This is a genomic window from Nakamurella sp. (assembly GCF_044224575.1).
Lineage (GTDB): Bacteria > Actinomycetota > Actinomycetes > Mycobacteriales > Nakamurellaceae > Nakamurella.
The window spans coordinates 210050-236729 of the sequence record NZ_JBGAKE010000006.1 but is presented as its reverse complement, the minus strand read 5'-3'; the positions used below and the strand labels follow the sequence as shown (position 1 = coordinate 236729).

The 26680-nt window shown below is 70.6% G+C and carries 24 protein-coding genes and 1 pseudogene; 12 read left to right on the top strand and 13 right to left on the bottom strand.

Features of this window, described 5'->3' with window-relative positions; all coding sequences use genetic code 11:
* The first annotated feature begins 2 nt into the window (after nt 1-2).
* The 3 genes from ACILSK_RS09380 (at nt 3) to ACILSK_RS09370 (ending at nt 3293) form a co-directional block, all read left to right on the top strand.
* Nucleotides 3-1445 carry an RNB domain-containing ribonuclease gene (locus tag ACILSK_RS09380; RefSeq protein ID WP_395726881.1) on the top strand — a complete coding sequence of 481 codons (1443 nt, stop codon included), beginning with the start codon at nt 3-5 and terminating at the stop codon, nt 1443-1445.
* Between the two features lie 59 nt (nt 1446-1504).
* Nucleotides 1505-1702, top strand: coding sequence for a hypothetical protein (locus ACILSK_RS09375; RefSeq protein ID WP_395726880.1), 198 nt, complete (start codon nt 1505-1507; stop codon nt 1700-1702).
* A gap of 235 nt (nt 1703-1937) precedes the next feature.
* Nucleotides 1938-3293 (top strand): alpha/beta hydrolase, encoded by a 1356-nt coding sequence (locus ACILSK_RS09370; RefSeq protein ID WP_395726879.1) that lies wholly within the window; start codon nt 1938-1940, stop codon nt 3291-3293.
* A 62-nt stretch (nt 3294-3355) separates the two neighbouring features.
* Here ACILSK_RS09370 and ACILSK_RS09365 read toward each other — a convergent pair.
* The 5 genes and pseudogenes from ACILSK_RS09365 to ACILSK_RS09345 form a co-directional block, all read right to left on the bottom strand.
* Nucleotides 3356-4511, bottom strand: a pseudogene (locus ACILSK_RS09365) (RimK family alpha-L-glutamate ligase).
* Nucleotides 4512-4566: 55 nt separating this feature from the next.
* Entirely contained in the window at nt 4567-5481 is a 915-nt protein-coding gene (locus ACILSK_RS09360; RefSeq protein WP_395726878.1) for a serine hydrolase domain-containing protein, read from the bottom strand.
* 6 nt (nt 5482-5487) lie between these two features.
* The gene (locus tag ACILSK_RS09355; RefSeq protein ID WP_395726877.1) at nt 5488-6234 is read right to left on the bottom strand and encodes an esterase family protein; all 747 of its coding nucleotides are present in this window, start codon (nt 6232-6234) and stop codon (nt 5488-5490) included.
* A 9-nt stretch (nt 6235-6243) separates the two neighbouring features.
* Nucleotides 6244-7644, bottom strand: coding sequence for a CapA family protein (locus tag ACILSK_RS09350; protein WP_395726876.1), 1401 nt, complete (start codon nt 7642-7644; stop codon nt 6244-6246).
* Nucleotides 7645-7756: 112 nt separating this feature from the next.
* The gene (locus ACILSK_RS09345) at nt 7757-8851 is read right to left on the bottom strand and encodes an alpha/beta hydrolase (RefSeq protein WP_395726875.1); all 1095 of its coding nucleotides are present in this window, start codon (nt 8849-8851) and stop codon (nt 7757-7759) included.
* An 81-nt stretch (nt 8852-8932) separates the two neighbouring features.
* Between ACILSK_RS09345 and ACILSK_RS09340 the strand changes: the two genes are divergently transcribed.
* Together ACILSK_RS09340 and ACILSK_RS09335 are read left to right on the top strand one after the other, a co-directional pair.
* Entirely contained in the window at nt 8933-10273 is a 1341-nt protein-coding gene (locus ACILSK_RS09340; protein ID WP_395726874.1) for a glutamine synthetase family protein, read from the top strand.
* 45 nt (nt 10274-10318) lie between these two features.
* Nucleotides 10319-11269: a GNAT family N-acetyltransferase gene (locus ACILSK_RS09335; RefSeq protein WP_395726873.1), complete on the top strand. Its 951-nt coding sequence runs from the start codon at nt 10319-10321 to the stop codon at nt 11267-11269.
* Here ACILSK_RS09335 and ACILSK_RS09330 read toward each other — a convergent pair.
* Entirely contained in the window at nt 11229-12185 is a 957-nt protein-coding gene (locus ACILSK_RS09330; protein ID WP_395726872.1) for a DUF2087 domain-containing protein, read from the bottom strand. The two genes, ACILSK_RS09335 and ACILSK_RS09330, sit on opposite strands and share 41 nt — an antisense overlap.
* 11 nt (nt 12186-12196) lie before the next feature.
* Nucleotides 12197-12844 (bottom strand): DUF3043 domain-containing protein, encoded by a 648-nt coding sequence (locus ACILSK_RS09325; RefSeq protein ID WP_395726871.1) that lies wholly within the window; start codon nt 12842-12844, stop codon nt 12197-12199.
* A 263-nt stretch (nt 12845-13107) separates the two neighbouring features.
* Between ACILSK_RS09325 and ACILSK_RS09320 the strand changes: the two genes are divergently transcribed.
* The 3 genes from ACILSK_RS09320 to ACILSK_RS09310 all read left to right on the top strand — a co-directional run bounded on the left by ACILSK_RS09320 (nt 13108) and on the right by ACILSK_RS09310 (nt 14985).
* Nucleotides 13108-13473, top strand: coding sequence for a HesB/IscA family protein (locus tag ACILSK_RS09320; protein WP_395726870.1), 366 nt, complete (start codon nt 13108-13110; stop codon nt 13471-13473).
* A 108-nt stretch (nt 13474-13581) separates the two neighbouring features.
* A complete protein-coding gene (locus ACILSK_RS09315; RefSeq protein WP_395726869.1) occupies nt 13582-14559 on the top strand; it encodes a carbohydrate kinase family protein in 978 nt (325 codons plus the stop codon).
* A gap of 213 nt (nt 14560-14772) precedes the next feature.
* A complete protein-coding gene (locus tag ACILSK_RS09310; protein ID WP_395726868.1) occupies nt 14773-14985 on the top strand; it encodes a hypothetical protein in 213 nt (70 codons plus the stop codon).
* A 92-nt stretch (nt 14986-15077) separates the two neighbouring features.
* On the opposite strand, the gene asnB is transcribed toward ACILSK_RS09310, so the two are convergent.
* A complete protein-coding gene (gene asnB, locus ACILSK_RS09305; protein ID WP_395726867.1) occupies nt 15078-16994 on the bottom strand; it encodes an asparagine synthase (glutamine-hydrolyzing) in 1917 nt (638 codons plus the stop codon).
* Nucleotides 16995-17154: 160 nt separating this feature from the next.
* On the opposite strand from asnB, the gene ACILSK_RS09300 reads away from it, so the two are divergent.
* Together ACILSK_RS09300 and ACILSK_RS09295 are read left to right on the top strand one after the other, a co-directional pair.
* Nucleotides 17155-18102: a cytochrome c oxidase subunit II gene (locus tag ACILSK_RS09300; RefSeq protein ID WP_395726866.1), complete on the top strand. Its 948-nt coding sequence runs from the start codon at nt 17155-17157 to the stop codon at nt 18100-18102.
* 53 nt (nt 18103-18155) lie between these two features.
* Nucleotides 18156-18560 (top strand): cytochrome c oxidase subunit 4, encoded by a 405-nt coding sequence (locus ACILSK_RS09295; RefSeq protein ID WP_395726911.1) that lies wholly within the window; start codon nt 18156-18158, stop codon nt 18558-18560.
* A 1066-nt stretch (nt 18561-19626) separates the two neighbouring features.
* On the opposite strand, the gene ACILSK_RS09290 is transcribed toward ACILSK_RS09295, so the two are convergent.
* The 4 genes from ACILSK_RS09290 to ACILSK_RS09275 form a co-directional block, all read right to left on the bottom strand.
* On the bottom strand, nt 19627-21255 hold the full coding sequence (locus ACILSK_RS09290) for a cytochrome bc complex cytochrome b subunit (RefSeq protein WP_395726865.1): 1629 nt from the start codon (nt 21253-21255) through the stop codon (nt 19627-19629).
* Entirely contained in the window at nt 21252-22364 is a 1113-nt protein-coding gene (locus ACILSK_RS09285) for a ubiquinol-cytochrome c reductase iron-sulfur subunit (RefSeq protein WP_395726864.1), read from the bottom strand. The genes ACILSK_RS09290 and ACILSK_RS09285 overlap by 4 nt, the downstream gene beginning before the upstream one ends.
* A complete protein-coding gene (locus ACILSK_RS09280) occupies nt 22361-23209 on the bottom strand; it encodes a c-type cytochrome (RefSeq protein WP_395726863.1) in 849 nt (282 codons plus the stop codon). The genes ACILSK_RS09285 and ACILSK_RS09280 overlap by 4 nt, the downstream gene beginning before the upstream one ends.
* A gap of 112 nt (nt 23210-23321) precedes the next feature.
* A complete protein-coding gene (locus tag ACILSK_RS09275) occupies nt 23322-23942 on the bottom strand; it encodes a heme-copper oxidase subunit III (protein WP_395726862.1) in 621 nt (206 codons plus the stop codon).
* A 217-nt stretch (nt 23943-24159) separates the two neighbouring features.
* On the opposite strand from ACILSK_RS09275, the gene ACILSK_RS09270 reads away from it, so the two are divergent.
* Nucleotides 24160-24522, top strand: coding sequence for a DNA-binding response regulator (locus ACILSK_RS09270; protein ID WP_395726910.1), 363 nt, complete (start codon nt 24160-24162; stop codon nt 24520-24522).
* Entirely contained in the window at nt 24519-25568 is a 1050-nt protein-coding gene (trpD, locus tag ACILSK_RS09265; protein WP_395726861.1) for an anthranilate phosphoribosyltransferase, read from the top strand. The genes ACILSK_RS09270 and trpD overlap by 4 nt, the downstream gene beginning before the upstream one ends.
* Nucleotides 25569-25713: 145 nt before the next feature.
* Here trpD and ACILSK_RS09260 read toward each other — a convergent pair whose 3' ends face one another.
* The gene (locus ACILSK_RS09260) at nt 25714-26610 is read right to left on the bottom strand and encodes an FAD-binding protein (RefSeq protein ID WP_395726860.1); all 897 of its coding nucleotides are present in this window, start codon (nt 26608-26610) and stop codon (nt 25714-25716) included.
* Nucleotides 26611-26680 lie beyond the last annotated feature (70 nt).

Below are 26680 nucleotides of genomic sequence, written 5' to 3'. Positions count from 1 at the left end.
CGATGCCGGCCCGGACGATCGTGGCCCCGCCCAAGGCCATCGACTTCGACGCGATCCGTGGGGAACTGGGCATTCCGGACGGCTATCCGGCGGCGGCGGTGGACCAGGCCCGGGCGGCCGCGGTCCGCGACCCGGCGGCCGCCAACGGAGCGGCCGCCCCCGCCCGGGAGCCGCTCGACGTGCCGTTCGTGACGCTCGACCCGCCCGGCTCGCGCGACCTGGACCAGGCCGTGCACCTGTCCCGGCGGGAGGTGCAGGGCGGCTACCTCGTCCGGTACGCGATCGCCGACGTTGCCGGCTTCGTGCCGCCGGCCGGGCCGTTGGCCCAGGAGACCTGGCGCCGCGGCGCGACCCTGTACAGCCCGGATCGCTCCACGCCGTTGCACCCGGTCGAGCTGTCCGAGGGCGCGGCCAGCCTGCTGCCCGACGTGTCCCGGCCCGCCGTCGTCTGGACCATCGCGCTGGACGCCGCCGGCGAGCCCGTCGAGGTGGATGTCCGCCGGGCCGTCGTCCGATCGGTCGCGCAACTGGACTACCCGTCCGCCCAACTCGATGCCGACTCGGGCCGGCTGCACCCGTCGATTTCTCTGCTGCCCGAGATCGGGGCCCTGCGCCAGGCGCTGGCCCGGCGCCGGGGAGCGATCAGCCTGGACATCCCGGACACCGAGGTGGTGCGGGCACCGGACGGGCGGTGGACCCTGGAGCGCCGCGCCGTGCTGGCGATCGAGCGGCACAACGCCGAGATCAGCCTGCTGACCGGCACCTGCGCGGCCCGCATCATGCTGGACGGCGGGGTCGGGTTGCTGCGCACCTTGCCGCCGCCGTCCGCGGAGCAGGTGGCGTTGCTGCGGCGCGCGACGGCGGCCCTGGGCATCCCGTGGCCGGAGTCGATGCCGGTGTCGGAGGTGATCGCCGGCCTGGACGGCGACCGGCCCCGCGACGCCGCGTTCCTGGAGGACGCGGTCCGGTTGCTGCGCGGCGCCGGGTACACCGCGTTCGACGGGTCGGCGCCGGCGCGACGCGAGCACGGCGGGGTGGGCGGGCCCTACGCGCACGTGACGGCGCCGCTGCGCCGGCTGGCCGACCGGTATGCCACCGAGGTGTGTCTGGCCCTGCACGCGGGCCGAACAGTGCCGGACTGGGCCCGGATGGCCCTGCCCGACCTGCCGGCGACGATGACCGCGGCCGACCGGAAGGCCGCGGAGCTGGCCAAGGCCTGCGCCGGCGCGGTGTCCGTGTTCGTCCTGCACGGTCGCGAAGGGGAGACGTTCTCGGCGACCGTGCTGCAATTGGAACCGGCCAAGAACCGCGCGATCGTCATCCTGCACGAGCCGCCGGTGCGGGCGCACTGCCCGCCGGACGGGCTGGTGGAGGGGTCGGTGATCGCGGTGCGGCTGGTCTCGGCGGACCCGAAGACGAACCGGTTCGTGGTCGAACCGGCCTGATCCGCACCCTTCCGACCCGGTTCCGACGGCCCGGGGCCGGTCGTGGCAGGCTGCTCGGTATGGGAGACGAGATCGGCCAGAGCAAGGGCTTCTACTACAACATCAAGACCGGCCAGGTCGAGCCCGAGGGCGTCAGCAAGGCCAAGGAACTGCTCGGCCCGTTCGCCACGGCCGAGGAGGCGGGGAACGCGTTGGAAATCATCCGGGAGCGGGAGCAGCGCAAGGACGCCGAGGACGCGGCCTGGCGGGACAAGTAACCCGCGGCGGCCGCTGGCTCGGTGCCGACCCGGGCCACCCGGACCCGATGGCATGATCGTCGGGTGAATCCCCGTGCTCGCGCGTCGCTGCTGGCCGCCCTGATGATGGCCGGTGCGCTGCTCGCCGCCTGTTCCTCGTCCGTCGGCGGCAGCGCGGCCATCGGTACCGCGACCACGAGTTCGTCGACGGGCCCGTCCGCCACCGGAATCCCGCCATCGGCGACCTCCACGACCGGTGACGCCCCGGTGCCCCTACGACGATCCGACCGGTCCGACGATCCAACTCAAGGTGCTGCGCAAACCCGCGACCGATCAGGCGAACCGGATCGGGTCGGTGGTCGTGAACCCCGGCGGCCCGGGCGCGTCGGGGGTCGAGATCGCCGGAACATACGCCGGCTACGGGCTGACCGGCACGGTCAACCGCCAGTTCGACTTCGTCGGGTTCGACCCGCGCGGGGTCAATGCCTCGGTGCCGGAGATCCGCTGCCAGACCGACGCGGAACGGGATGCCACCCGGGCGACCACGCAGCGCACCCGCACGCCCGAGGAGATCGCGGCGGCCGACGCGGCGGCGGAGCAGATCGCGCTGGGCTGCGCCGCGATGTCCGGATCGGCGCAAGGTCTCGACGGGGCGACCTTCCTGGCCGGTGTCGGCACCCGGAACGCGGCGAAAGACATGGACGTGCTGCGATCGGCGCTGGGCGACCGGCAGCTGACCTACATCGGATGGTCCTACGGGACTTCGATCGGCACCGAGTACGCCCGCCTGTTCCCGGGGAACGTGCGGGCGTTGATCCTGGACGGCGCGATCGATCCCAACGAGGACGCCGCCCAGTCCTCGATCAGCCAGGCTGAGGGCTTCCAGCAGACGTTCGACGACTTCGCGACGTGGTGCGCCGAGCAGGCCGAGTGCCCGCTGGGGACGGACCCGGCCCAGGCGACGGCGGCGTACCAGGCGCTGGTCCGCCCGCTGCTGGACACGCCGCGGCCGCTCGCCGACGGCCGGGTGATCACCTTCGGTGACGCCACCATCGGGACCATCACTGCGTTGTACAGCGAGTCTTTGTGGAAGCAACTGGCTTCGGCGCTGACTGCGTTGCGGTCCGGCGATGGCACCGAACTGATGGCGCTGGCCGACACTTATCTAGGGCGCGACGCGAACGGGCACTACAGCAATTCGCAGGATGCCTTCCTGGCCATCGGGTGCATCGACGGCTCGCGCAGTCTCGACCCGGCGAGCGCTCAGCAGATGGCGGAGAAAGCCGCGGCCGCTGCTCCGTTCGTGGACAGCGGTGACCCACCGGCGGCGGTCAAGGGCCCGTGTGACTTCTGGCCGGTCGCGCCGACCCCGCTGGATCCCGTCGACGGCGTACCGGGGCTGCCGCAGATCCTGGTGATATCCACGACCCACGACCCGGCCACCCCCTACGAGGCGGGGGTCAACCTGGCCAAGGCACTCGATGCCCGGTTGCTCACCGTCGATGGATCGAGCCACACCGCGTTCCTGAGCGCCGGCAACAAGTGCGTCAACGAGATCGGCACCCGGTACCTGGTCGACCTGACGCTGCCGGCCGACGGCACCACCTGCTGAGCCGGTCGGCCGACCGGCTCGCCTTGCTTCGGTGCCGGATGGCGGCCTCGCGAGCTCGACCCCTACTTCTGGTCGGTGACCCACAGGCCGATCAGGCCGCGGAAGTGGGCCAGGAACCGCTCGTGCTCGTGCGGCGGGTAGGTGGCGCGCACGGTCTCGACCAGCAGGGCGTCGAACTCGCTGGAGGTGATCCAGTCGTAGACGATCTGGGGAAGGGACGCGAGCGAGGTCGAACAGAACTCCCGGTACCGGTCGGCCTCGAAGTACTGGTCGGACATCAGCGCATACCGGCCGAGCTTGTCCGCCCAAGAACACCGACCACGACACCAGCTGGGTGATCGCCCACGGGAAGTAGTAGTGCAGCGAGGTGATCGCGATGTCCGGGCAGGCGTTCGCGTAGTCGATCGGCTTGACGGTGGTCCCGGTGACCAGCGCCTCGCAGGAGTTGAACTCCCAGCGGAAGAAGGCGTTGATCGTCCGGGACAGCGTCAGGATCTCCATGCCCGCCTCGGGGGGCAGGAAATTGTGCGAGACCTCGTACCGGTCGTGCATCGGCAGCTCCGGTCGGAACCGCATGATCTTGGTCTCCGGCCCGATGGTCAGTGACCGGGCGAACGAGTCGTAGGCGGCCGCCGCCTGCAGGTGCATCAGCATCTGCCCGGACTCGTCGTAGGCCCGGTGCAACGCGTTCTGGTCGTCGATCCGGGAGACGCCCCGCCAGGCGCCCCCGTCGAACGGCTTCATGTACATCGGGTACCCGACCCGGTCGGCCACCTCGTCCAGGTCGAACGGCAGGTTGTACCGCTCGGCGGTGTACGCCCACTTCTCGTGGTCGACCGGGTTCTTGTACGGGACCAGCCACGTCTCCGGGATGTCGAAGCCGAGGCGGATCATGGCGCAGTACGCCGAGTGCTTCTCCATGGCCTGGAAGGTGAACGGGTTGTTCAGCAGGTAGGTGTCGTTGACCAGCGCGGCCTTCTTCAGCCACTCCCGCGGGTGGTAGTACCACCAGGCCAGCCGGTCGATGACGACGTCGTACCGGACGGGCGCGCGCAGGTCGAACGGCTCGACCGTGATCCGCTCGGTGTCCACGTGGTGGTCCACCCCGCGGTAGCTGACCGGGTCCAGTTTCCGGGTCAGTGCCTGGAACGCCCGGGGCCAGTCGTTCTCGGTGCCCAGCAGCAGGCCGATCAGATGCGTCGTGGAGTCACCCGTCATGGGGTGATCTTGACCGTCGACGGCGGGCTCGGCAACGTCGCCACGCGCGGGAGGCTCATTCGACCCGGTCCAGCACCAGCTCGTGCAGGGCGTCCATCAGCTCATCCTCCCGTTCGGTGTGCGCGGTGCAGGTCACCGCGGCCCGCCGGTGCGGGTCGATGATCGCGAACTGGCCGTACCGGCCGTGCAGCTGATACCGGCCGTTCCGGGCGGGCCAGACGCCCAACCCGTAAGTGCGCTCGTCCGGCTCGCCCGACGGGCGGGCCGGCCCGGTCGAGCAGTCGACGGTGTCGGTGCCCAGCCGCCTGACGTACTGCGCCGGGATCAGCTGCCGGCCGTCGGTCCAGGTGCCCTCGCGTACCAGCAGCAGCGCGAACCGGCCGAGCTCCGCGGTGCGCAGCAGTAGGTCGCTCTCGGCCGTCGGGTAGCCAAGCGGGCAGCGGAGCCACTGCGGGTTGGGCACGCCCAGCGGGGTGAACAGCCGCGGGAGCAGGTAGTCGCGCACGTTCGCCCCGGTCGCCCGGGCCAGCGCGCGGGCGGCCGCGTAGGGGCCGGAACCGGTGTAGTTGAACCGGGACCCGGGTTCGGCGGCCAATGGCGCGGCCACGATCTCGGCGAGCAGATCGGGAGAGCGGATCGGCTGATCGGCGAACCATTGGTGGCTGCTGCCGCTGGTCATGGTCAGCAGCTGGTGCAGGGTGACCCGTTCGACGCCCGGGGCGGCCACCGGGGCCAGCTCGGGGAAGTGGGTCAGCAGCGGGTCGTCCAGGCTCAGCCGGCCCTCGGCCTCGGCCAGGCCGAGCGCGACCGAGGTGAAGCCCTTGGACACCGAGTACAGGTTGACCCGGTCGTCGGACCGGAACCGGTGCGCGACCGGGGGTTCGCCGTCCCGCTGCACCTGGATCCCGTAGCTGCCCAGTCCGCGCTCGCGGTCGGCGCTGATGAAGTCGGCCAGCAGATCGGGTCGCACCGCGGGTCAGCCCAACGCGGGCAGGTAGATGGCCGACTGGGCCCGCCAACTGGGCCAGTCGTGCGGCCACTCATGACCCCAGACGAACAGTTCGTGCGGGATCTGCTTGTCGGCCAGCACGTGGGCCAGCGCCCGGGTGGAACCATTGGCGCCGGTGCTGTCCTCCCACATGCCGCTGCCGACGACGAGAGTGATGGCCAGCCGGGACCGCAAATAGTCCAGGTGACCGCCGTGCGTCCCGGGCAGGAACTGCAGCGGGCTGGTGAAGTAGGTGTCGTCGTCGGACTCACCCCAGGCCCGCCAGGTCCAGGGGTCGTAGTTGCCGCTCAGCCCGACGGCCCGGCCGAACACGTGCGGGTGCCGCAGCGCGAACAGCACCGCATGGAACGCGCCCATCGAGGGCCCGGCCGTGGCGACATCGTCACGTCCGCCCATCCGGTCGCGGATGAACGGCACCACCTGCCAGATGATCCAGTCCTCGTACCGGCGATGATTGCGGGCCCGGTCGCCGAGCGGCATCCACGACGCCGACCAGGAGTCGTGGTCGAACGACGACACGCAGAACACGGTGATCCGGCCGTCATCGATCGCCGGCCGGACCACGTCGAGGATCCCGTTGGCCTCGAAGTCGTACGGGGCGCCGCCCTCGCTGGGGAACCACAGGACCGGCCGGCCGTAGTGCCCATGCACCGCGATCTCGGCCGTACCGCCGAGCGAGGGGGCGTCGAGGTGGTGGTACTCGGTGCGCGTCATGCGGTGAAACTAGTCCAGCCGGTGCGCGCCGTCGGCGGCCGCGCCCCAGGCGTTCACCGTGGCGGTGGTGCGGGCCAGGCTGGCCGCGTCCGCCGGTCCGCACCGGTGGTCCGATGTCAGGGCGCACCAGCGGAAGGGGGAGGTCAGGTCCTGGTAGGACGCCACCCAGGCGACGTCGCTGGTGCTCCAGGTGCCGTCGGCGGCCTGACTGAACTGCACCCGGACGAGCAGCCCGTCCCGGGTGCCGGTCACCTCGGTGCCCTGCGCGGCGATGTTGTTGCCCAGGCCGTAGATCGCCCACTTGCCGTCGATCTTCTCCATCGGCTGCACGACGTGGGCGTGGTGTCCGTAGACCAGGTCGACGTCGGGCGAGGCGAGCAGCGCCTTTGCTGCCGCTTTCTGCTGGGCGTTCGGTGTGCTGTCGTACTCCTCGCCGCCGTGCATGGCCACCACGACCAGGTCGGCGCCGGCGGCCCGGGCTGCGTGCGCCTTGGCCAGAATCGCGCCGGTGTCGATGGTGCCGGCCTGCCAGGGCTCGTCCAGGGTCAGGCCGTTGAAGTCGTAGGCCACGGAGATGAGGCCGACCCGCCCGTTCGGCGTGTTGATGATCACCGGGCGCCGCGAATCGGCCTCGGTCCGGTAGGAGCCGTCGTGCAGCAGGCCGGCGGCGTCCAGGTCGTCCAGCGTCCGGTCGATGCCGTCGGTGCCGCGGTCGAAGGTGTGGTTGCTGGCGGTGGAGCAGGCGTCGTAGCCGCTCCGCACGAGCGCGGGCAGCACCTGCGGCGGGACCGAGAACGACGGGTACCCGGAGAACGGGCCGCCGGCCGGCGCGAGCGGCGTCTCCAGGTGGCAGATGCCGATGTCGGCGCCGGCGACGTACGCCTGCTGGGCGGCCAGCATCGGGAAGAAGTCCAGGCCGTCGGTGCCGTCCCCGGTATCACGGCCGTCGGCGCGGGCCTGGGCGACCAGCTCCGGGTGCAGCAGCACGTCACCGGTCAGCGCCAGGGTGACGCAACGGATACCCGGGCACGGGTTGTTCCCGACTCCGGGTCCCGGTTCGCCCACGAGGTGATCGGCGGACGGGGTGGGGTCGGCCGGGGGAGTCGGCTCGGGGGTGGGCTCGGCACTCGACGCCGGGGCCGGTTCGGGGACCGGGGACGGCGGGGAATCCGGGTTCCGGGCGCCGGTGGTGGCGGCGGTCGGGGCGGGCACCGTCACCCGGGTGGAGCCGGGCGGGCGGAGGGGTTCGGTGAGCGGGGCCACGGCCGCGGTGCTCGTCGGGGTGGTGGAGTTGACTCCCACCGGCGCCGGTCCCGGTGACGTCGCCGCCAGCCGGCCGGACGCGCAGGCGGTGCATACGAGGGCGGCCGCCGCGAGCACGGCGATCCAGGCCCGCCGTCCGCTCCCCATGTGACGCAAGGTAAGCGTGTGACGAGTGTGACACGCGCAGGCGCGCCCGGCCGCACGGTGCGGCCCGGTGGAAACCGTGGTGCAGCCCGGTGGAACCCGTGGTGATGCGCGGTCAGCGCAGGCCGGCGACGAGCTCGTCGAGGGCCGGGTACCAGGCGTCCCGCCAGCCGATCATGGTGTGCGCGTCCGGCACGAGCCGGAAGGTCACCGGGTAGCCCTGGGCCCGCAGCGTCGCGACCATGGCCTCGTTGTTGAAACGGTTCTCCTCGATCGACCCGCAGGTGATCAGCGTCGGCACGGTGCGCGGCGGCGCATCGACCGACCGGTCCGGACCGGCGCCGATCTGGCGGACCGCGGCGCATACCCGATCGAAATGCCGGTAGCCGCTCTCCTGCGGGTCCAGACTCGGGGTGAAGAACGATCCGGACTGCAGGGCCAGCCCGGAGATCGAGCCGGGGTGCCGCCGCTGCAGGGTGAGCATGGCCAGGGCGCCCAGGCTGGCCCCCAGCCCGACCACCGGGCCGGTCAATACGCGCGCCGTGAGCGCCGGCAGCACCACCTCGGCCAGGTGGGCGCTGTAGTCGGGGTCGGCCGAGTACCACTCGTCGCGCAGCCCGTCGGGCGGGTCGAGCAGCGCCACCCGGACCGGTCGGGTCCGGGCGTGCTCGGCGGCCCAGGACAGCAGATTGCCGCGCCGCGCCATGTCGGTCCCGTCGTGCACGAGCAGCAGGGGAGCGGCCTGGTCGGATGGCAAACCGGCGGGGGACCAGAGCCGGACGGGGACCGGCTGCGCCAACCGGCCGCCCGGCGTCACGATCTCGCTGATCGGGCCGGTGGCCGGAGTGAGCAACCAGGGTGGCTCGCGGTAGTCGGGGAAACGAATCTCGGATTTGTCGCCGAACGGGTTGGGCACCCGCCGCGGGTTGCCCGGATCGGTGGTCCACACGGTGTCACCGTCCCGGCGCACCGTGAACTGGTATTCCAGCCGCCAGGCCGCCGGCCGAGGCAGGTCGAGCGTCCACCGGCCGGCGGACCAGCCGAACTCGGGATCGGTCTGGCCGAGCATCCAGTCGACCTGCAGGCGCACGCCGTCGAGCGCGTGCTCGGCGTCGGCAACCCGGAACTGCACCCGGTCGGCGCCGATCAGCGGGCCGGACCCCGGGTCGGTCGGGCCGTCCTCGTCCGGCCGCCGGTGTCTGGCTGACATTCGGTTACCGTACGTCATCCCCGGGCCTGGTCCGGTGGTGCGGCAACAACGCCGACTCATCGGCTACATAAGGTGTGCGTCATGGATCGGCAGCAGCAGTTCGTCCTGCGCACCTTGGAAGAGCGGGATATCCGCTTCGTCCGGCTCTGGTTCACCGACGTGCTCGGCTTCCTCAAGAACGTCGCGGTGGCCCCGGCGGAGCTGGAGGGCGCCTTCAACGAGGGCATCGGGTTCGACGGGTCGGCGATCGAGGGCTTCTCCCGCGTCTTCGAGTCCGACATGGTCGCCCGGCCCGATCCCTCGACGTTCCAGGTGCTGCCCTGGGAGGCCGACGGTGGCCGGGTGTACTCGGCCCGGATGTTCTGCGACATCACCATGCCCGACGGGTCGCCCTCCTGGGCGGATCCGCGGCACGTGCTGCGCCGGGCCATGGGCGACGCGGCATCGCTGGGTTTCACCTGTTACGTGCACCCGGAGATCGAGTTCTTCCTGCTCAAGAGCCTGCCGGACGACGGCACCCCGCCGGAGCCGGCCGACCAGGGCGGCTTCTTCGACCAGTCGTCGCACGACGCCGCCCCGCACTTCCGCCGCCGGGCGATCGAGACGCTCGAGGCGATGGGCATCTCGGTGGAGTTCAGTCACCACGAGGGCGCCCCCGGCCAGCAGGAGATCGACCTGCGGTACGCCGACGCGCTGACCATGGCCGACAACGTCATGTCGTTCCGGTACGTGGTCAAGGAGGTGGCCATCACCCAGGGGGTGCGGGCCTCGTTCATGCCCAAGCCGTACGTGGAGCAGCCCGGCTCGGCGATGCACACCCACTTCTCGCTGTTCGACGGCGAGCGGAACGCCTTCCACGACCCCGACGACGAGTACCAGCTCTCCGACACCGGCAAGGCGTTCCTGGCCGGCGTCATCCGGCACGCCCGGGAGATCACCGCGGTGTCCTGCCAGTGGGTGAACTCCTACAAGCGGCTGGTGGTCGGTGACGAGGCCCCGACCACGGCGTCGTGGGGGACCGCCAACCGGTCGGCCCTGGTCCGGGTGCCCAACTACTCCCCGGGTAAGTCCTCCAGCCAGCGCCTGGAGTTCCGGTTGCCCGACTCGGCCTGCAACCCCTACCTGATGTACACGGTGGTGATCGCGGCCGGGCTCAAGGGCATCCGCGAGGGGTACGAGCTGCCGCCGCCGGCCGAGGACAACGTGTGGTCGCTGTCCGAGGTGGAACGGCGGGCCATGGGGTACCAGAAGCTGCCGACGTCGCTGGAATCGGCGCTGTCGGTGATGGAGGGTTCCGAGCTGGTCGCCGAGGCGCTGGGCGAGCACGTCTTCGACTTCTTCCTGCGCAACAAGCGGTCCGAGTGGGAGGCCTACCGCCGGCAGGTGACCCCGCAGGAGCTGCGGCGGTACCTGTCGCTGTAGCAAAAACCGGCTGACCCGGCCATCTCGAGGTGCCTACCCTCGGTCATGGCCGAGTTCCACGAGTTGGACGTGTTCGACGATCCGCACCGGTTCCGGGACGATATCGCGGAGCTGGTCGCCCGCGACCCGGTCGGCGCGACCATGCTCTCCGGCGTGCTGGCGAACCAGATCACCGAACCGGCGCCCGGCGCCGGTCCGCTGCTGATGTGCCTGCGCAACACCGACGGACCGTTCGTCGCGGCGCTGCGGATGCCTGGCTTCCCGATGCTGGTGGTCGCCGACCCGGCGGAACGGGACCTGCCCGCGGCGCTGCGGACGCTGATCGGCGGGGTGCTCGAGCTGGGCCAGCGCGTCGTCGGCCTGCACGGCCGCCGTGACGTGGTCCGGCAGCTGGCCGCCGCTTGGGCGGACAGGGCGGGCGTGACCCCGGAGCCGCGGATGTGGAGTCTGTTGTACCGGCTGGGTGAGCTGGTCGAACCCGGGGACGTGCGCGGCCGGGCCCGCTCGCTGGATCCCGGCGAGCCGGCCGAGATCGACCTGCTCGCCGAATGGTTCGCCCGGTTCCGGGCGGAGACGGGGGTGTCCCGCGGCGTCCCGGTGCCGGACCCGGACGGCCTTCGACGCACCCTGCGGCGCGGTGAACGGTTCACCCTGTGGTGCTTGGAGCCGGAACCGGCGCCCGGTGCCGTGCCCGTGTCCGTGGCCGGGCATTCGCCGCTGCGCGCGGACGGTGGGTGCCGGATCGCCCCCGTCTACACGCCGCCACGGTGGCGGCGGAACCGGTTCGGTGCGGCCGTCACGGTCGCCGCCGTGCGGTCGGCGCGGGGGTTGGGCGCCGCCGAGGTGACCTTGTTCACCGACGAGGACTACCGGCCGTCGAACGACCTCTACCGGTCCTTGGGGTTCGAGCCGATCGCCGAGTTTGCCGAGTTCGACCTGCCGGAACCGGCGGGGCCTACTCGGCCTGCGCCGGCTGGTTCAGCTGCAAGGCGTTGATGGCCAGCTCGCTCATCTGCCGGGCGAGCTCGACGTCCGGCAGCGGCGAGTCGAACGTGCCGACCACGTTGAGCATGCCGAATGCGCCGTGCACGGCCGTGCGGACCCGCTCCACGTCCCAGTCGGGATGCGCGTGCCCGAGCAGCGTGCGCCACTTGCGGACCAGCACCCGCTGACGCTCGTCCAGCAGCGTCCGGTCCTCGGCCGGTAGGTGGTGCACCTCGCGGACGAAGACAGCCATCAGTCGCCGCCGGCCGCAGACCGCATCCGCGTACTTGACGACCAGCTCCCGGAGCCGGGCGGCGTCCTGCTCGGGCGAGTCGGGCGCGGCCGACACCTCGACCCGGTCGTAGGCGACCGCGTCGATCACCCGGTCGAAAACCGCGGTCAGGACGGAGGCCTTGGCGCCGAAGTGCCGGTAGATGGCCGGCCCGGTGACGCCGGCGGCCGCCCCGATGTCGTCCATCCCGACCGCGGCGTACCCGCGGTCGGCGAACAGTTGTGCGGCGGCCGCCAGGATCGCCTCGCGGCGGGCGGCCCCGCGGGCCGACGGGGCGGTCGCGGGGACCGCCGGCCGTTCGGACGGGGCCGGCCGGCCCGTCCCGGCGGCGGGCGCGTCGACCGGCACGGTGCCGCCGCTGCGCCAGTACCGACCGTCGGCCCGGTCCAGCAGCCCGAAGTCGACCAGGCCCCGGCGCAGGCTGACGTAGTCGTCGAAGACCTGCATGAGCTCGTGATTGACCTCCGTCTCGGTGTACCGGACGCCGGGCACGAAGCGCTGCGCGATCAGGTCGAAGACGGCCAGCTGCCGGGATTGTTTGGCCGGCAGGTTCTTCAGGTGTCCCGCGGAGTCGAAGAAGCGCCGCACCACCGCGTCCGCGTTCTGCGCCGCGGCGCGTTGCAGATCGTCCTCCACGTGCGCGATTCCTACTCGATCGTCTCGCCGATCTCGACCCGCGGGCGCGGGGCGCGCCAGCGGCGGATCAGGCAGGACCGGTTGAAGGCATAGAAGCCCAGGGACGATCCCCGGGTGGACTGGCCGGAGCTGTCCCCGTTGGGGAACTTGGCCTGCACCTTCTTCGAGATCTGGCGGCCGAAGATGATGGAGTCGATGAGCGCGGCGGCGATCGCCACCAGCAGCACGAGCGGGCCGTAGGCCTGCACGACCTGCACCGGGATCAGCAGGATGACGAACGACAGCGCGGCGATCGGCAGTAGGATGCCGGCCACGTTGCGCCGGGCGTCGACCATGTCCCGGACGTAGGCGCGGACCTTGCCCCGGTCGCGGGGGAGCAGGTACTTCTCGTCGCCGGCCATCATGCGTTCCCGACTGACCCGGGACGCGGCGCGCCGCTCCTCCTTGGTCATCGAGGAACGCTGCACCTTCGACCGCTTCATCGCCTCCCGCTGCGTCTTCGGCGGCGGCGCGACCGGCCCGCGATTGCGCCCCTCCGCGTCGCGCCGCTTCGGGGTCGGGCGCCCCTTCTTCCCGTCGCCCTTGGTCAGATCGACCGGGTCGGGTTCCGGGGCGGCCTCGACCGCGGGTTCGGCGGGTTTGCGACGCAGAAAACTCACCGGGTCAGCCTAGTAGTTGGCCGAGCGTGCGAGGCCACCATTGGGCACTGGAGGGGTGTCCTGATGGTGATTCGGCGACGGAGGAGCCGGATTGCTCGGGACACCACTCGTCGGACGGCCAGGGGAAGAGGGTTTTTGGTCACGTCGGCGGCGGGAACCTCCCGGATGCCGAACCCGGCGTGGCATCATCGTCAGTGCGACTGCACCGCGTTCGCATCATCGCGACCGCACAGGTAGTCCTCAAGCCCTAGGGGAGTTGCGAGATGACCGTTGCTGACACCACCGCTGATGTGGCCAAGGCCGCCCACGGCGTGACGCTGTCCGACGCGGCCGCGGCCAAGGCCAAGGAGCTGTTGGACCGGGACGGCACTGCCGAGATGGTGCTCCGGATCGCCGTGCAGCCGGGCGGCTGCTCGGGCCTGCGATACGAGCTGTTCTTCGACGACCGGACCCTCGACGGGGATGCGCTCGTCGAGTTCGGCGGTATCGGCCTCGCCGTCGATCGGATGTCCAAGCCGTACCTGGACGGTGCGACGATCGACTTCGTCGACACCATCGAGAAGCAGGGCTTCACCATCGACAACCCGAATGCGCAGAACTCCTGCGCGTGCGGCGACTCGTTCCACTGATCGCCGACTGACCCGTCGTGAACCCCCGGTGACTCGCCGGGGGTTTTCGGCTGTCCGGAGCCGGCCGGATCCGGACGACCCCACACTGCCGACCCACTGGAGTGCTGCATGCCGATCGCCGTCTGCGGATCCATCGCGACCGACCACCTGATGCACTTCCCGGGCCGGTTCGCCGATTCGCTGCTGCCCGATCAGTTGCACCGGGTGTCCCTGTCGTTCCTGGTGGACGACCTGGTCGTACGGCGCGGCGGGGTCGCCCCGAACATCTGCTTCGGCATGGCCGTGTTGGGCCTGCATCCGGTGCTGGTCGGCGCGGCCGGGGCGGATTTCGGCGACTACTCCTCCTGGCTGTCCCGGCACGGCGTGGACACGTCCAAGGTGCACCTGTGCGACGACGTGCAGACCGCGCGGTTCGTCTGCACGACCGACGACGACATGAACCAGATCGCCTCGTTCTACGCGGGCGCGATGGCCCGGGCCCGGGAGATCGAGCTGGCCCCGATCGCCGCCGCGTACGACGGCCTGGATCTGGTGGTGATCTCCGCCGACGACCCGGCCGGCATGGTGCGGCACTCGCAGGAGTGCCGGGAGCGCGGCTACCGGTTCGCCGCGGACCCCTCCCAGCAGCTCGCCCGGATGGATGGCGACGACGTCGTCGAGCTGGTCAGGGGGGCCGATCTGCTGTTCACCAACGACTACGAGCTGGGCCTGCTGAAGTCCAAGACGGGCTGGTCGGACCAGGCGGTGCTGGACGTCGTCGGGTATCGGGTGACGACCCTGGGTTCCAAGGGTGTGGAGATCGTCGCGGCCGACGGCAGCCGGCTGACGGTCGCGGCGCTGCCGGAGAAGTCCAAGACCGACCCGACCGGCGTCGGTGACGCGTTCCGGGCCGGTTTCCTGGCCGGGCGCGCCCGGGCCTTGTCCTTCGAGCGGTCGGCACAGCTGGGGTCGCTGATGGCGACGCTGACCCTGGAGACGGTCGGCACCCAGGAGTATCAGCTGGACCGGGACGTGGCCCGGGTACGGATGGCCGACGCTTACGGCGAGGACGCGGCCGCGGACGTCGCCGGCGCGCTCGCCTGGTAGTTCCGGCCGGGCTCGGTCACCCCGCGCAGGTTTCGACCACTACCCGCAGCACTGCAGGACCTGGTACGACCTGGTCAGCACGGGCCCCCGGTTCGGCCCGGCAGCACGCGGGTGGTCGGGCGGCCGGCGTTCCTGGTGACCGCCCGCGGCGGCGGTTGCGGACCCGGGACGCCGCGCGCGGGGTGGGACCACGCGACGGGCTGGATGCGGCGGGTGCACGGGGAGGTCTGGGGTCTGGACCTGGCGCTGATCGAGACCGGACTGACCCTGGCCGAGGTCACGCCGGCGATGGCCGAGCTGCGTCAACCGCCCGCGACCTGCACGCCCAGTCGCACGAGGCCGCCGGGCGCGGATCGGTCGGTCGGCGTGCCGCGGCGCGGCGAGACCCCGTCGCGTCCTGATCGCCGGCGGGAGCGGTGCGGCTAGGGGTGTCCTGGAGCCAATCCGGCTCCTCCGTCGCCGCATTGGCTCCAGGACACCCTTCCGGTGCTCGATGGTGGCCTCGCAAGCTCGGCAACTTACAGCCGCACCGGGTACACCGGCTCCGGGATCTGCGGGGTGATGAGCCCGGTGACGAAGATCCCGTGCCAGATCATGAAGACCAGGATCGTCCACAGGCGTCGGGAGTGGTCGACCTCGCCGGCCCGGTGGGCGTCCAGCATGGCCAGCACGGCCGCCGGGTCCAGATACTCGTCGGTGTGCGCGGAGGTGATCACCTCGCGGGCCCATTCGTACGAGCCCTCGGCGAGGTAGTGCCGGATCGGCACCGGGAAGCCCAGTTTGCGCCGGTGCAGCACGTGCGGCGGCACGACGAGTTCCATGGCCCGGCGCAGCGCCAGCTTGGTGGTGTTCTTCGTCACCTTCTGGTCCGCCGGGACGGTGCGGGCGATCTCGAACACCTCCTTGTCCAGGAAAGGCACCCGCAGCTCGAGCGAGTTCGCCATGGTCATCTTGTCGGCCTTGACCAGGATGTCGCCGCGCAGCCAGGTGAACAGGTCGACGTGCTGCATGCGGGCGATCGGGTCGACGTCGCGGGTTTGCTTGTACACCGGATCGGTGATGTCCCGGAACGATCGGGCCGGGTCGTAGGTCCGCAGCAGCCCACCCGACAGGTGCTCCTCGCGGAAGATGCGGGCGTTGCCGTAATACCGGTCCTCGAGATCCAGGGAGGCGCGGCGGAGCAGGTCCTGGCCGCGGAAGCCGTCCGGCATGGCCCGCCCCACCGCGGCCAGGCCCCGACGCAGGCCGCCGGGCAGCCCGGTCAGCCGGCTCAGGCTCATCGGCTCGCGGTAGATGTTGTAGCCGCCGAACAACTCGTCGGCGCCCTCGCCGGAGAGCACCACCTTGACGTGCTTGCGGGCCTCGTTCGCGACGAAGTACAGGGGGACCAGGGCCGGATCGGCCACCGGGTCGTCGAGGTACCAGACGATCAGCGGCAGGGTGGACGTCAGTTCCTGCTCGGAGACCGTGCGGACGATGTGCTTGACGCCGATCGCCGCGGCCGACTCGGCGGCGACGTCGACCTCGGAGTAGCCCTCCCGCTCGAAGCCGGTGGTGAAGGTGAGCAGATCCGGGTTGTACCGCTTGGCCAGCGCGGCGATGGCGGTCGAGTCGATGCCGCCGGACAGGAACGAACCGACCGTGACGTCCGCCCGCATGTGCTTGGCCACCGAATCGTCCATGACCTCGGCGATCCGCTGGTAGAGCGCGGTGCGCTCGGCATCGGAAATCGCGGGCCGCGGCGTGAACTGCGGATGGAAGTACCGCTTGGTGCTCATCGGCCGGCCCGGCCGCACGGTGACGTGCGTGCCCGACTCGATCTTGCGGATCGCCGGATCCATCGTGGCGGGCTCGGGCACGTACTGCAGAACCAGGTAATGCTGCAGGGCCGGCACGTTGACCCCGGCCTGTCCGGTCAGCTCCCGCAGACCCTTGGCCTCGGACGAGAACGCCACCCCGTCGGGCAGCTGGGCGACGAACAGCGGCTTGATGCCGAACGGGTCCCGGGCCCCGAACAGGACCCGCTCCTCGCTGTCCCAGATGAGGAAGGCGAACATGCCCCGCAACCGGGCGACCGACTCCTGCCCCCAGTAGTGGTACGCGGCGACGATCGCCTCACCGTCGCCCTGAGTGTTGAACCGGGCGCCATGTTCGGACCACAGCGCCTCCCTCAATTCCAAGTAGTTGTAGATCTCGCCGTTGAAGACCAACGCGTACCGGTTGGGCTTGTCCGGCGGGCCCCAGCGCAACGGCTGGTGCGAATGCTCCAGGTCGATGATCGACAGTCGGTTGAATCCGAACACCACGTCGTCGTCGTTCCAGGTGCCCTGCTCATCGGGTCCGCGGTGCCGGGCGCAGCGCATCCCGGCGTCCACCGCGTCGACCCGAGCGGCCGCGTGGCCCGACCCGGAGACGAAAGCCATCAGTCCACACACCCGGCCAGTATCCCGTCCGCGACCGGGCGACGGTGCGACCGGTACCCGCGCGCCGCCACTCGACATCCCGTAGAACTCGCAGGGTCCCCGGCCGAGTGGAACCCAGGGCGGGACGGTAATCTCCCACCTGTAACACAGACGGTTGAGAGGAAGGACGCACGTGACACGGTCCCGCGCGCAACGGCGGATCTTCCTCGCCGGTCTGCTCGGCGTGGTTTCGGTGCTGGTCAGCGGCTGTTCGATCAGTGACCTGCCGACCTGGGGCTGGCCGATGGGCGTCACCCCGCAGGCGGAGCGCATGCGCGAGTTCTGGCAGGGCGCCACGATGGCCGCCCTGATCGTCGGCGTGATCGTGTGGGGCCTGATGTTCTGGGCCTTCATCGTCTATCACAAGCGCAAGAACGGGCCCCAGTACCCCAAGCAGACCAAAGAAAATCTGCCGTTGGAACTGGTGTACACGGCGGTTCCGTTCCTCATGGTCTTCGTGCTGTTCTACTTCACCGTCACCACCGAGAACGTCGCCCTGGAGAAGCAGCCCGACCCGGATGTCACGGTCGATGTCGTCGCCTTCAAGTGGAACTGGGACTTCGGTTACCCGGGCACCCAGGTGCCGGGCGGCGGCGAGGTGCACACCGTCGGCACCAGCGAGGAGATCCCGATCCTGGTGCTGCCCGTCAACCAGGTCATCCAGTACGACCTGCGGTCCAAGGACGTCATCCATTCGTTCTGGACGATCGACTTCCTGTTCAAGCGGGATGTGTTCCCCAACCCGGAACAGAACCAGACGGACAACAAGTTCCAGAACACCATCACCCAGACCGGCGCGTTCGTCGGCCGGTGCGCGGAACTGTGCGGGACCTACCACGGTTCGATGAACTTCGAGGTCCGCGCCGTCCCGCAGGACGTGTACGACACGTACCTGGACTTCCGGCAGACGCTGAACCCGGCATCCGGGGCCCCGTACACGTCGGCCGAGGCGCTGACGGCGACCGGCGACAAGATCAGCTCCTGCGGCGAGTTGTGCGCACCGCTGGCGACCACCACCGCACCGATGAACACGGACCGGACCGCCAAGGGCGCCGACGAGCCTGTGCCAGGGGGCAGCTGATGAACGCCGCGCACTCGACCGAGACCGACAAGCCGGAGGCCGCCAAGGGCGGACTGAAGGTGGAGACCTGGCTGTTCATCGGTCTGACCGGGTTCTTTGCGCTGGCCGCCGTCATCTACGGAGTCCTGGCGCCGAAAGAGGTCGTCGGCATCACCGCCCTGGTTCTCACCACCGGCCTGACGCTGATCATCGGCACGTTCCTGCTGTTCGTGTCGCGTCGGCTCGAAGCCGCGCGGCCCGAGGATGACGACGATGCTGAGGTGTCGGACGGGGCCGGTGACCTCGGGTTCTTCTCGCCCGGTTCCTACTACCCGTTCTTCCTGGCTTCCTGCGTCGCGTTGTTCGCCGTCGCCACCGCGTACCTGCTGGTCTGGCTGATGGTGATCGCCGCCGGCTTCCTGCTCTGGGTGGTTTGCGGGCTTGTCTACGAGTACCACCGCCGGCCCGCGCACCACTGATCCGCCTGCCGCGAACGGCCCGGCCCCGACGGGGCCGGGCCGTTCGTCGTTCGTCGTTCGGCGCTCGTCCGGGCGGACGGCCGGGACCGGTCCGAAGGCGCGCCGGCCGCCGGTGCCCGGCGGGGAGGCGGAGGGTCCGAGGCATGGCGTGGTGGGGGACCGCCGCGGGCCTGGAGTGGGCGCGGGTGCACGGCCGGGAGCCCGGCGCGGAAGCGTGTCCCGCCTCCCCGCAATCACTCGGCCGACTTGCCCGGTTCCGCCCATGATGGACGCGATCCAGGGCCGAACCTGGCAAGTCGCCGCCGCGTGAGCCCTGGCTGGCACGCCGACGGGCTCCGGTACCGGTCTGAAGGCGCATGGCACTCGAAACCACCACGCGCCCGGGCCTTGGCGACTTACCGACGCCCTGGCGGCCCGGCGACGGGCCGTCGGAGAGGGCATGCCGGGCCAGGGGCGCCTGGCCCACCCGACACCACGCCCGAGGGCGCGCAGACGCGGCCACGCGCGCCTGGATGACCACTGCGCCCCACTGCTGCACGGCTGTGACGGGCGTCGCCGCGGAGATGCCGGCCGGCGGCGAGTGGTACAGCACCGGTGCTCTTACGCCGGTGGTGCGCCAGTGATCGGCGATACCGCCTTGGCGCGGAGTACCCACCGCCTTGGTTGCGCCACCCACGCAGCCGGCTTCGCCGGGGCGGGTCCGCCCGCCGAGCACTGTGTCGTGTCGTGTCGTGTCGGGCCGTGCCGCTGGCCAGGCGGGCCCGGTTCGCGGCCGGGTCGGCCGCGGCCGACCCCGATCACCGTGGGACCTACGGACGATGCCACGGACGAATTCATTGCCGGGTCTCGTGCGCCGGCGGCGGGGCCGACGGCCGGGTACCTGACGTTCCCGCGGAAACGCGCGAACAACGAAGACCCCGACCGCTGAGGCGGCCGGGGCCTCCGGGGACCTCCGCGGGAGACGACGGTCCCGCGGAGACGACCCGGCGTTCCCGCGGAAACGCGCGAACGACGAAGGCCCCGACCGCTGACGCGGCCGGGGCCTCCGGGGACTTGATGAGCAGGATCAGTGTTGGGGGCGGGACTCCAACTCGTCCTTGCGCATTTCCTCGATCTCCTCGTCGGCGTAGTGGATCACGCCGGTCGTGTCGACCGGCCGCACCCAGCCCGGGACGGCGGCGCCCGCGGAGCCGAGCTGGTTCATCTTCTTCGGCACGGGGGCACCCTGGTAGGCGAGTGGCACCGGGTGGCCGTGGTCGTCGACCGGGCCGAGCGGCTGGTGGATCTCGACGAACTCGCCGCTCGGCAGCCGGCGCAGGATGCCGGTCTCGATTCCGTGCTCCAGCACGGCCCGGTCGGCGTGCTGCAGGCCAAGGCAGAGCCGATACGTCACGACATAGGCGATGACCGGGCCGATGATGGACAGCACCCGGCCGACCCAGGTCATCACGTTCAGCGAGATGTCCAGCTTGAAGGCGAACAGGTCGTTGGCGCCGTTGATCAGGTTGACCAGGTAGAAGGTGATGAACGCGACGCCGAGGGCGGTGCGCACCGGCACGTCACGGGGCCGCTGCAGGATGTTGTGCATCGCGTCGTCCTTGGTGAACGCCTTCTCGATGAACGGGTAGGCGATGACCAGGCCCATCAGGATCGTGGCGGCCAGGATCGATGGGAAGAACACCGCCGGGATCATGTAGTGCCCGAACAGGTTGCGGACTTCCCAGTTGGGCCATATTCGGACCATGCCGTCGAGGAAGCCCATGTAGAAGTCGGGCTGCACCCCGGCCGACACCTGGGACGGGTTGTACGGCCCGAGGTTCCAGATCGGGTTGATCTGGAAGATGCCACCCATGATCGCGATGACGCCGAACACGATCCCGAAGAAGCCGCCGCCCTTGGCCGCGAACTTGGGCAGGATGCGGATCCCGATGACGTTGTTCTCGGTCGCCTTGGGCGCCGCGAAGTGCGTGTGCTTCTGGAACCAGACGAGCGCGACGTGCACCGCGATCAGCGCCAGGAGGATCCCGGGGATCAGCAGGATGTGGATCGAGTAGAACCGCGGAATGATGATCTCGCCCGGGTAGTCGCCGCCGAACACGGCCCAGTGCATCCAGGTGCCGATCACCGGGATCGACAGGATGAACGCGCTGACCGCTCGCAAACCGGTGCCGGACAGCAGGTCGTCGGGCAGTGAGTAGCCCAGGAAGCCCTCGGCCATGCCCAGGATGAGCAGCAGCGCACCGATGATCCAGTTGACCTCACGCGGCTTGCGGAACGCGCCGGTGAAGAAGATGCGCATCATGTGCAGCATCATCGAGAACAGGAAGATCAGGGCGGCCCAGTGGTGGATCTGCCGGATCAGCAGGCCGCCGCGCACCTCGAACGAGATGTCCAGCGTCGTGGCGTAGGCCATCGACATCGGCACGCCGCGGAGCTTTTCGTACACGCCCTGGTAGACGGTCTCGGCCATCGACGGGTCGAAGAACAGCGTCAGGTAGACGCCGGACAGCAGCAGGACGAGGAACGAGTACATCGCGGCCTCGCCCAGCATGAACGACCAGTGGCTGGGGAAGACCTTGTTCAGCTGGGTGCGCAGCGGGCGCGCGCCGTGGTACCGGATGTCGACGTTGTCCAGTGCCTTCTGCACATGCGAATCGCCGGCCGCCGCCTTGCGGGGAGTGGTGAGTCTGCTCATCCCGTTGCCTCCTTGGGCTCCGAGTACCACGCCGGGAACTTGCCGTTCTCCCAGAAGCCGGGGCCGACCGCCTCGATGAAGTCCCGTGCGGCGACGAAGTACCCCTCGTCGTCCAGCTCGATCGGGAGTTGGGGCAGCGGGCGGGTGGCCGGACCGAAGACCGGAAACATGCCCTCGTACAGGTTGAACTGGGACTGATGGCACGGGCAGAGCACCCGGCCGGTCTGCTGCTCGTACAACGAGACCGGGCAGCCGACGTGCGTGCAGATCTTCGAGTAGGCGTAGTAGTCGCCGAACTGGAAGCCCTGCTGCCCGTCGCGGATGCGGATGACCGAATCCGAACGAACCCGGAACAGCATGACCGCGGCATCCGAGGCCTTCGAACCGCCGGGAACCCCGGGGAACACCGTCGCCATCGAGCCGGCGGACAGGTCCTCCGGTCGCACGGGTGTGCCGTCGATCTGGGTGAGCCGGACCTTGGTGCCGTCGGCGAGCGGGGCCCACGGGGTGACCCAGAGCGGCGAGTCGGCCCGTTCCTCCCACGGGTTCTTGATCAGGGCCCCGAGGATCGGGATGGCGGCGACCAGGCCGAGGGCTCCGCCGGCCAGCGCCAGCGAACCCTTGATCATCCCGCGTCGCTTGAGGCCGGCCTGATCGACGGTGTCCATCACCTGGGCGGCCAACGTCTGCCGGTCGAACTCGGCGGACATCCCGACGTGCCGGGTCTGGATCGCCACCTCGTGGGCGAAGATCTTGCGCGCCATCTGGACCACGCCGATGCCGAAGCACAGGATGGCGCCGCCCATGGTCAGCCCGATGATCGGGGTGTAGAGCGCGTACGCGAGCTGGCCCTCCTGGTAGGCCGGCACGTACTCGTGCGGCCACCAGATGAACGCGACCGCGAACAGCAGGCCGAGCAATCCGGCCAGCAGGAACCACATGGCGACGCTGCGCTCGTTGCGCTTGTCGGCCGGCGAACCGGGGACGGCGACCGGGCCGTATTCGTCGAGTTCGACGTGGTCGGCGGCGAGCCCGGCCGCCGCCTTCTCCTCGCGGGACATCTTGGCGAGCTCGGCGTCACCGGGAACGGCGTGCTGATCGGTCGTCATGCCCGAGCCCCCATCCACAGGGTCGCGGCCACGATGGCGCCCATGCCGACCAGGAAGGCGATGAGACCCTCCGGCGCGGGGCCGAATCCGCCGAGCGGCAGGCCGCCCGGATCGATCGTCGCCTTGTTGTTCTGGATGAAGGAGGTGATCGCCGCCTTCTCCTCCGGGGTCAGCTGGCCGTCGCCGAACTTCGGCATGTTCTCCGGGCCGGACAGCATGGCGCCCCAGATCTCGGTGTCGGTGGCCGGGTCGAGGTTCGGTGCGTACTTGCCCTGGGACAGCGCGCCCCCCTGGCCGGTGAAGTTGTGGCACGAGGCGCAGTTCAGGCGGAAAAGCTCGCCACCCTTGGCCACCTGCGCGTCGTCGCGCAGGCCGCTCGTCGGGATCTCCGGGCCGCCGCCGTTCGCTTGGATGAAGGCCGACAGGTCGTCGATCTCCTCAGGGGTGAAGAACGGCTCCTTGCGTGGCATCTGCGCCTGGTTCTCGACGGCCGGCATGCGTCCGGTCGCGAGCTGGAAATAGGCGGCGGCCTGGCCGACGCCGACCAGCGACGGGCCCCGGTCCAGCACGCCCTGCAGGTTTCCACCGTGGCAGCTGATGCAGGAGGTTTGGTAGATCTGTGCGCCCCGATCGACCTGCGCGGCGTCGGTGCTCGCCACCGTGGCGGTGGTCGCCTCCTTGGCCTGCGCGGTGAACGCGGCGAACGCGAACCCCATCGCGGTGAGCCCGAGCAGCAGGGCCAGGGTGCCGGTGATCCGGCGCATGCCCTTGGTGCGGCGCCGCGGAATAGCTCGCCGGCGCCGTCGCGGCGGCTCGGCGGCCGGCGGTGTGTCGTTGACCGACATTTTTGGTGGACACCTCGTGCTCGTTTTGGCGGCGGGCTAGACGAGTAGGAACTGCCGAACTGCCGTTGGTTCTAAGTACTGTAGAAGGTTGAGCGCCGGATGCGCTGCCCGGTCATCGAATGATGTAGATCGTGGCGAACAGACCGATCCAGACGATGTCGACGAAGTGCCAGTAGTACGACACGACGATCGCCCCCGTGGCCTGGGCCGGGGTGAACTTCGAGAGCTTGGTCTTGCCGATCAGCAGCACGAAGGCGACCAGCCCGCCGATGACGTGCAGCCCGTGGAACCCGGTGGTCAGGTAGAACGCGGTGCCGTACGGCGAGGACGCCAGGGTGGTGTCGTGATGGGTGACCAGCGTGTAGTACTCGTTCGCCTGACCCAGCACGAAGATCGTGCCCATCACCAGGGTGAGCAGGTACCAGCGGCGCAGCGCGAACACGTCACCACGTTCGGCGGCGAAGACGCCCCACTGGCAGGTGAACGACGAGGCCACCAGGATGATCGTGAAGACCAGCGCGTAGCCGATGTTCAACTCGGTCGGCGCCGGCGGGAACTCCCCGTCGTACTGCGCCCGGATCGTGAAGTAGACGCCGAACAGGCCGGCGAAGAACATCAACTCGCTGGCCAGCCACACGATCACCCCGACACTGACCATGTTCGGTCGGTTCAGGGTGTGCACGCGTGCGCTGAATGCGGAGGGCCCGGCGGCGGGGCTGGTCGCAGTCGTCACACGAGGATTATGGACTGCGGTCGCCGATCATGCCCTTGGGGGGCACCCCGCGGCGGGTCGCGGCCCCCACGACACCATGTCGGGCCCGGTTCGGCGGCGTCTCGGTGACGGGTGGGAGTTGCCTGGGAACGGCCACGTGCGTCGCATTAGCATCTACCGGGTGAGCAATCCCGTGCTGCTGGTCTACAGCAATCGCCCGGAGGTCCGGGAACGGATCATGACGGCGATCGGTCGCCGGCCCGCGCCGGACGTCGGGCGGGTGGACTACATCGAGGCCTCGGCCGTGCACGAGGTCATGACGGCCACCCAGGGCCGCGAGGCCGACGTGCTGATCCTGGACGGTGAGGCACAGCCGACCGGCGGGATCGGGGTGAGTCGGCAGATCCACCTGGAGGCCGAGGTCGTCCCGCCGGTGATCCTGGTGGTTCGCCGGGCCGACGACCGGTGGTTGGCCACCTGGGGTGGCGCCGACGAGATCCTGGTCCACCCGCTGGACCCGGTGACCGCTGCCGAGTGCGTCGCCGGGCTGCTGCGTCGGCGGGCCGCCGGGCTGGTGCCCACGGTCACCCAGAATCCGTGAGCGGCCCGACCTGGTCGGGTCTGCTGACCCGGCTGCTGGCCGGCGAGAACCTCGACCGGGCCGACACCGAGTGGGTCATGGACCGGGTGATGTCCGGCGAGTCCAGCGACGTGCAGCTGGCCGCGTTCACCGTCGCACTCCGGGCCAAAGGGGAGACGCCCGAAGAGGTGGCCGGTCTCGTGGCGGCAATGCTCGGTCACGCGGTCCGGGTCGATGTGCCGGGCCGGACGGTCGACATCGTCGGCACCGGCGGGGATCGCGCCAACACCGTCAACATCTCCACCATGGCCGCCGTGGTCATGGCCGGGGCCGGCGCCACCGTCGTCAAGCACGGGAACCGGGCCGCGACCAGCAAGTGCGGCGCGGCCGACCTGCTGGAGGGGCTGGGCGTGGCCATCTCCCTCACCGCGCCGCAGGTGGCCCGGACCGCGGCCGACGTGGGCATCGGGTTCTGCTTCGCGCCGGTCTACCACCCGTCGTTCCGGTACGCCGGTGCGGTCCGTCGCGAGCTCGGCGTGCCGACGGTGTTCAACTTCCTCGGGCCGCTCACCAATCCGGCGCAGCCGGCCGCCGGCGCGATCGGTTGCGGCAACCCGGTGATGGCCCCGGTGATGGCTCGGGTCTTCGCCGATCGAGGGTCGGACGTGCTGTTGTTCCGCGGCGACGACGGACTGGACGAACTGACCACCACCACCACGTCCACCGTGTGGCGGGTGAGCGGGGGTGCCGTCGAGCAGGTCACCCTCGACCCGGCCGCGCTGGGCATCGAGCCGGCCGATCCGTCCGCCCTGCGGGGCGGCGACGTGGCGCAGAACGTGCAAGTGGCCCGTGACCTGTTCGCGGGCAAGCGCTCCGCGGTCCGGGACGCGGTCGTGCTCAATGCCGCCGCCGGGCTGGCCGCGCATGCCGGGCTGTCCGACGACCTGACCGGCGACCTGACCACCGGGGTCCGGCGGGCGCAGGACGCACTCGACAGCGGGGCGGCCGCGCAGGTGCTGGACCGGTGGATCGCGCTGGGTCAGGAACTGGCCGCGACGCCCGCCTGAGCGGGTCGGTGCCCGCCCGCGTCGGGTGGGCTCGGCCCGGCTTCGCGGATGAACGGCCCGCAGAACCGGGCACAACGAGCGCGGATCCGAGATGGTGGCCCGCGCAGCGATGGGGGGCCACGCCAGGTTGGGCCGTCCCGCTCGGTCACGCGGCCAACGCGAGCCGGTCGGCGACCGCATCGCCGCGGGCGACCCCGGCCGTCGTCGCCGGGCCGGCCGCCACCTGCACCGGGATGACGCCGACCGCGCCCCGCAACGAGGCCACCAGCGCATCGGACCGTCCGGCATCGCCGATCACGGCCACCCGGATCACCAGCGTGTCTCCGTCGTCTCCGACCGCGACGCCGGTCACCGCCGTCCGTGGCAGCCGCACCGCCCAGCGCTGCCAACCCGCCAGCACCGGTTCGGCGTCGGCCCCGGCGAAGGTGAGTTCGGCCACGATCAACGACGACGGCTGCGGCACCAGGTCAAGGGTCATCGCGACGACGAGACCGGGCGCGGTCTCGCCGTGCCGCAATGCGTAGAAGTGCGGGTTGTCCCGACCGACCCGGCGGTGTTCGCCGGCGGCGGTGACCACCTCGAACGACCTGATCCGGTCGGCGGCGAACGCGAAGGCCCGGGGTGCGCCGCTCACACCGACGGAGGCGGCGGCGGACAGCGCGGTCAGACCGAACGGCTCGGCGGCGTCCAGCACCTGCCGCCAGCTCGCCCCGATGCCGATGGTGGCCGTGCGCCTGGCCGGGTCGACCCGCACCGTGGCCAGCAGCCGGGTGACCAGCAGGATCGTCGACTCCGTCGCCACCACGGCCGGGCGTCCGGTGATCTGGGCGACGACCCGCCGGCCGGCGCGGGCCGCCAGCGCCGCCACCCGGCCGACGTCGCCGGCATCGGCCGCGACGATCACCAGTTCGGGGGTGACGCCGGTCGCGCCGAACGAGGCGGCGGCAAAGCTCGGCTCGTCCGGGGTGACCACGTCGCCGTGGATCGACGCACGCACGGTCGCGGCCAGGTCGGTGGTGCTCAGCGGGCCTGCGGTGATCATGTCGGTCTCCGATGCGGGTCGATCTGTGTTGACCCGTTCATCCCACCGGCGACTGCTTAAGGCTCACTGA

Coding starts and splice junctions, on each gene's coding strand:
- ACILSK_RS09380 (WP_395726881.1), top strand. CDS start 3: ATGCCGGCCCGGACGATCGTGGCCCCGCCCAAGGCCATCGACTTCGAC.
- ACILSK_RS09375 (WP_395726880.1), top strand. CDS start 1,505: ATGGGAGACGAGATCGGCCAGAGCAAGGGCTTCTACTACAACATCAAG.
- ACILSK_RS09355 (WP_395726877.1), bottom strand. CDS start 6,234: ATGACGCGCACCGAGTACCACCACCTCGACGCCCCCTCGCTCGGCGGT.
- ACILSK_RS09350 (WP_395726876.1), bottom strand. CDS start 7,644: ATGGGGAGCGGACGGCGGGCCTGGATCGCCGTGCTCGCGGCGGCCGCC.
- ACILSK_RS09345 (WP_395726875.1), bottom strand. CDS start 8,851: ATGTCAGCCAGACACCGGCGGCCGGACGAGGACGGCCCGACCGACCCG.
- ACILSK_RS09340 (WP_395726874.1), top strand. CDS start 8,933: ATGGATCGGCAGCAGCAGTTCGTCCTGCGCACCTTGGAAGAGCGGGAT.
- ACILSK_RS09335 (WP_395726873.1), top strand. CDS start 10,319: ATGGCCGAGTTCCACGAGTTGGACGTGTTCGACGATCCGCACCGGTTC.
- ACILSK_RS09320 (WP_395726870.1), top strand. CDS start 13,108: ATGACCGTTGCTGACACCACCGCTGATGTGGCCAAGGCCGCCCACGGC.
- ACILSK_RS09315 (WP_395726869.1), top strand. CDS start 13,582: ATGCCGATCGCCGTCTGCGGATCCATCGCGACCGACCACCTGATGCAC.
- ACILSK_RS09290 (WP_395726865.1), bottom strand. CDS start 21,255: ATGAGCAGACTCACCACTCCCCGCAAGGCGGCGGCCGGCGATTCGCAT.
- ACILSK_RS09285 (WP_395726864.1), bottom strand. CDS start 22,364: ATGACGACCGATCAGCACGCCGTTCCCGGTGACGCCGAGCTCGCCAAG.
- ACILSK_RS09280 (WP_395726863.1), bottom strand. CDS start 23,209: ATGTCGGTCAACGACACACCGCCGGCCGCCGAGCCGCCGCGACGGCGC.
- ACILSK_RS09270 (WP_395726910.1), top strand. CDS start 24,160: ATGACGGCGATCGGTCGCCGGCCCGCGCCGGACGTCGGGCGGGTGGAC.
- ACILSK_RS09260 (WP_395726860.1), bottom strand. CDS start 26,610: ATGATCACCGCAGGCCCGCTGAGCACCACCGACCTGGCCGCGACCGTG.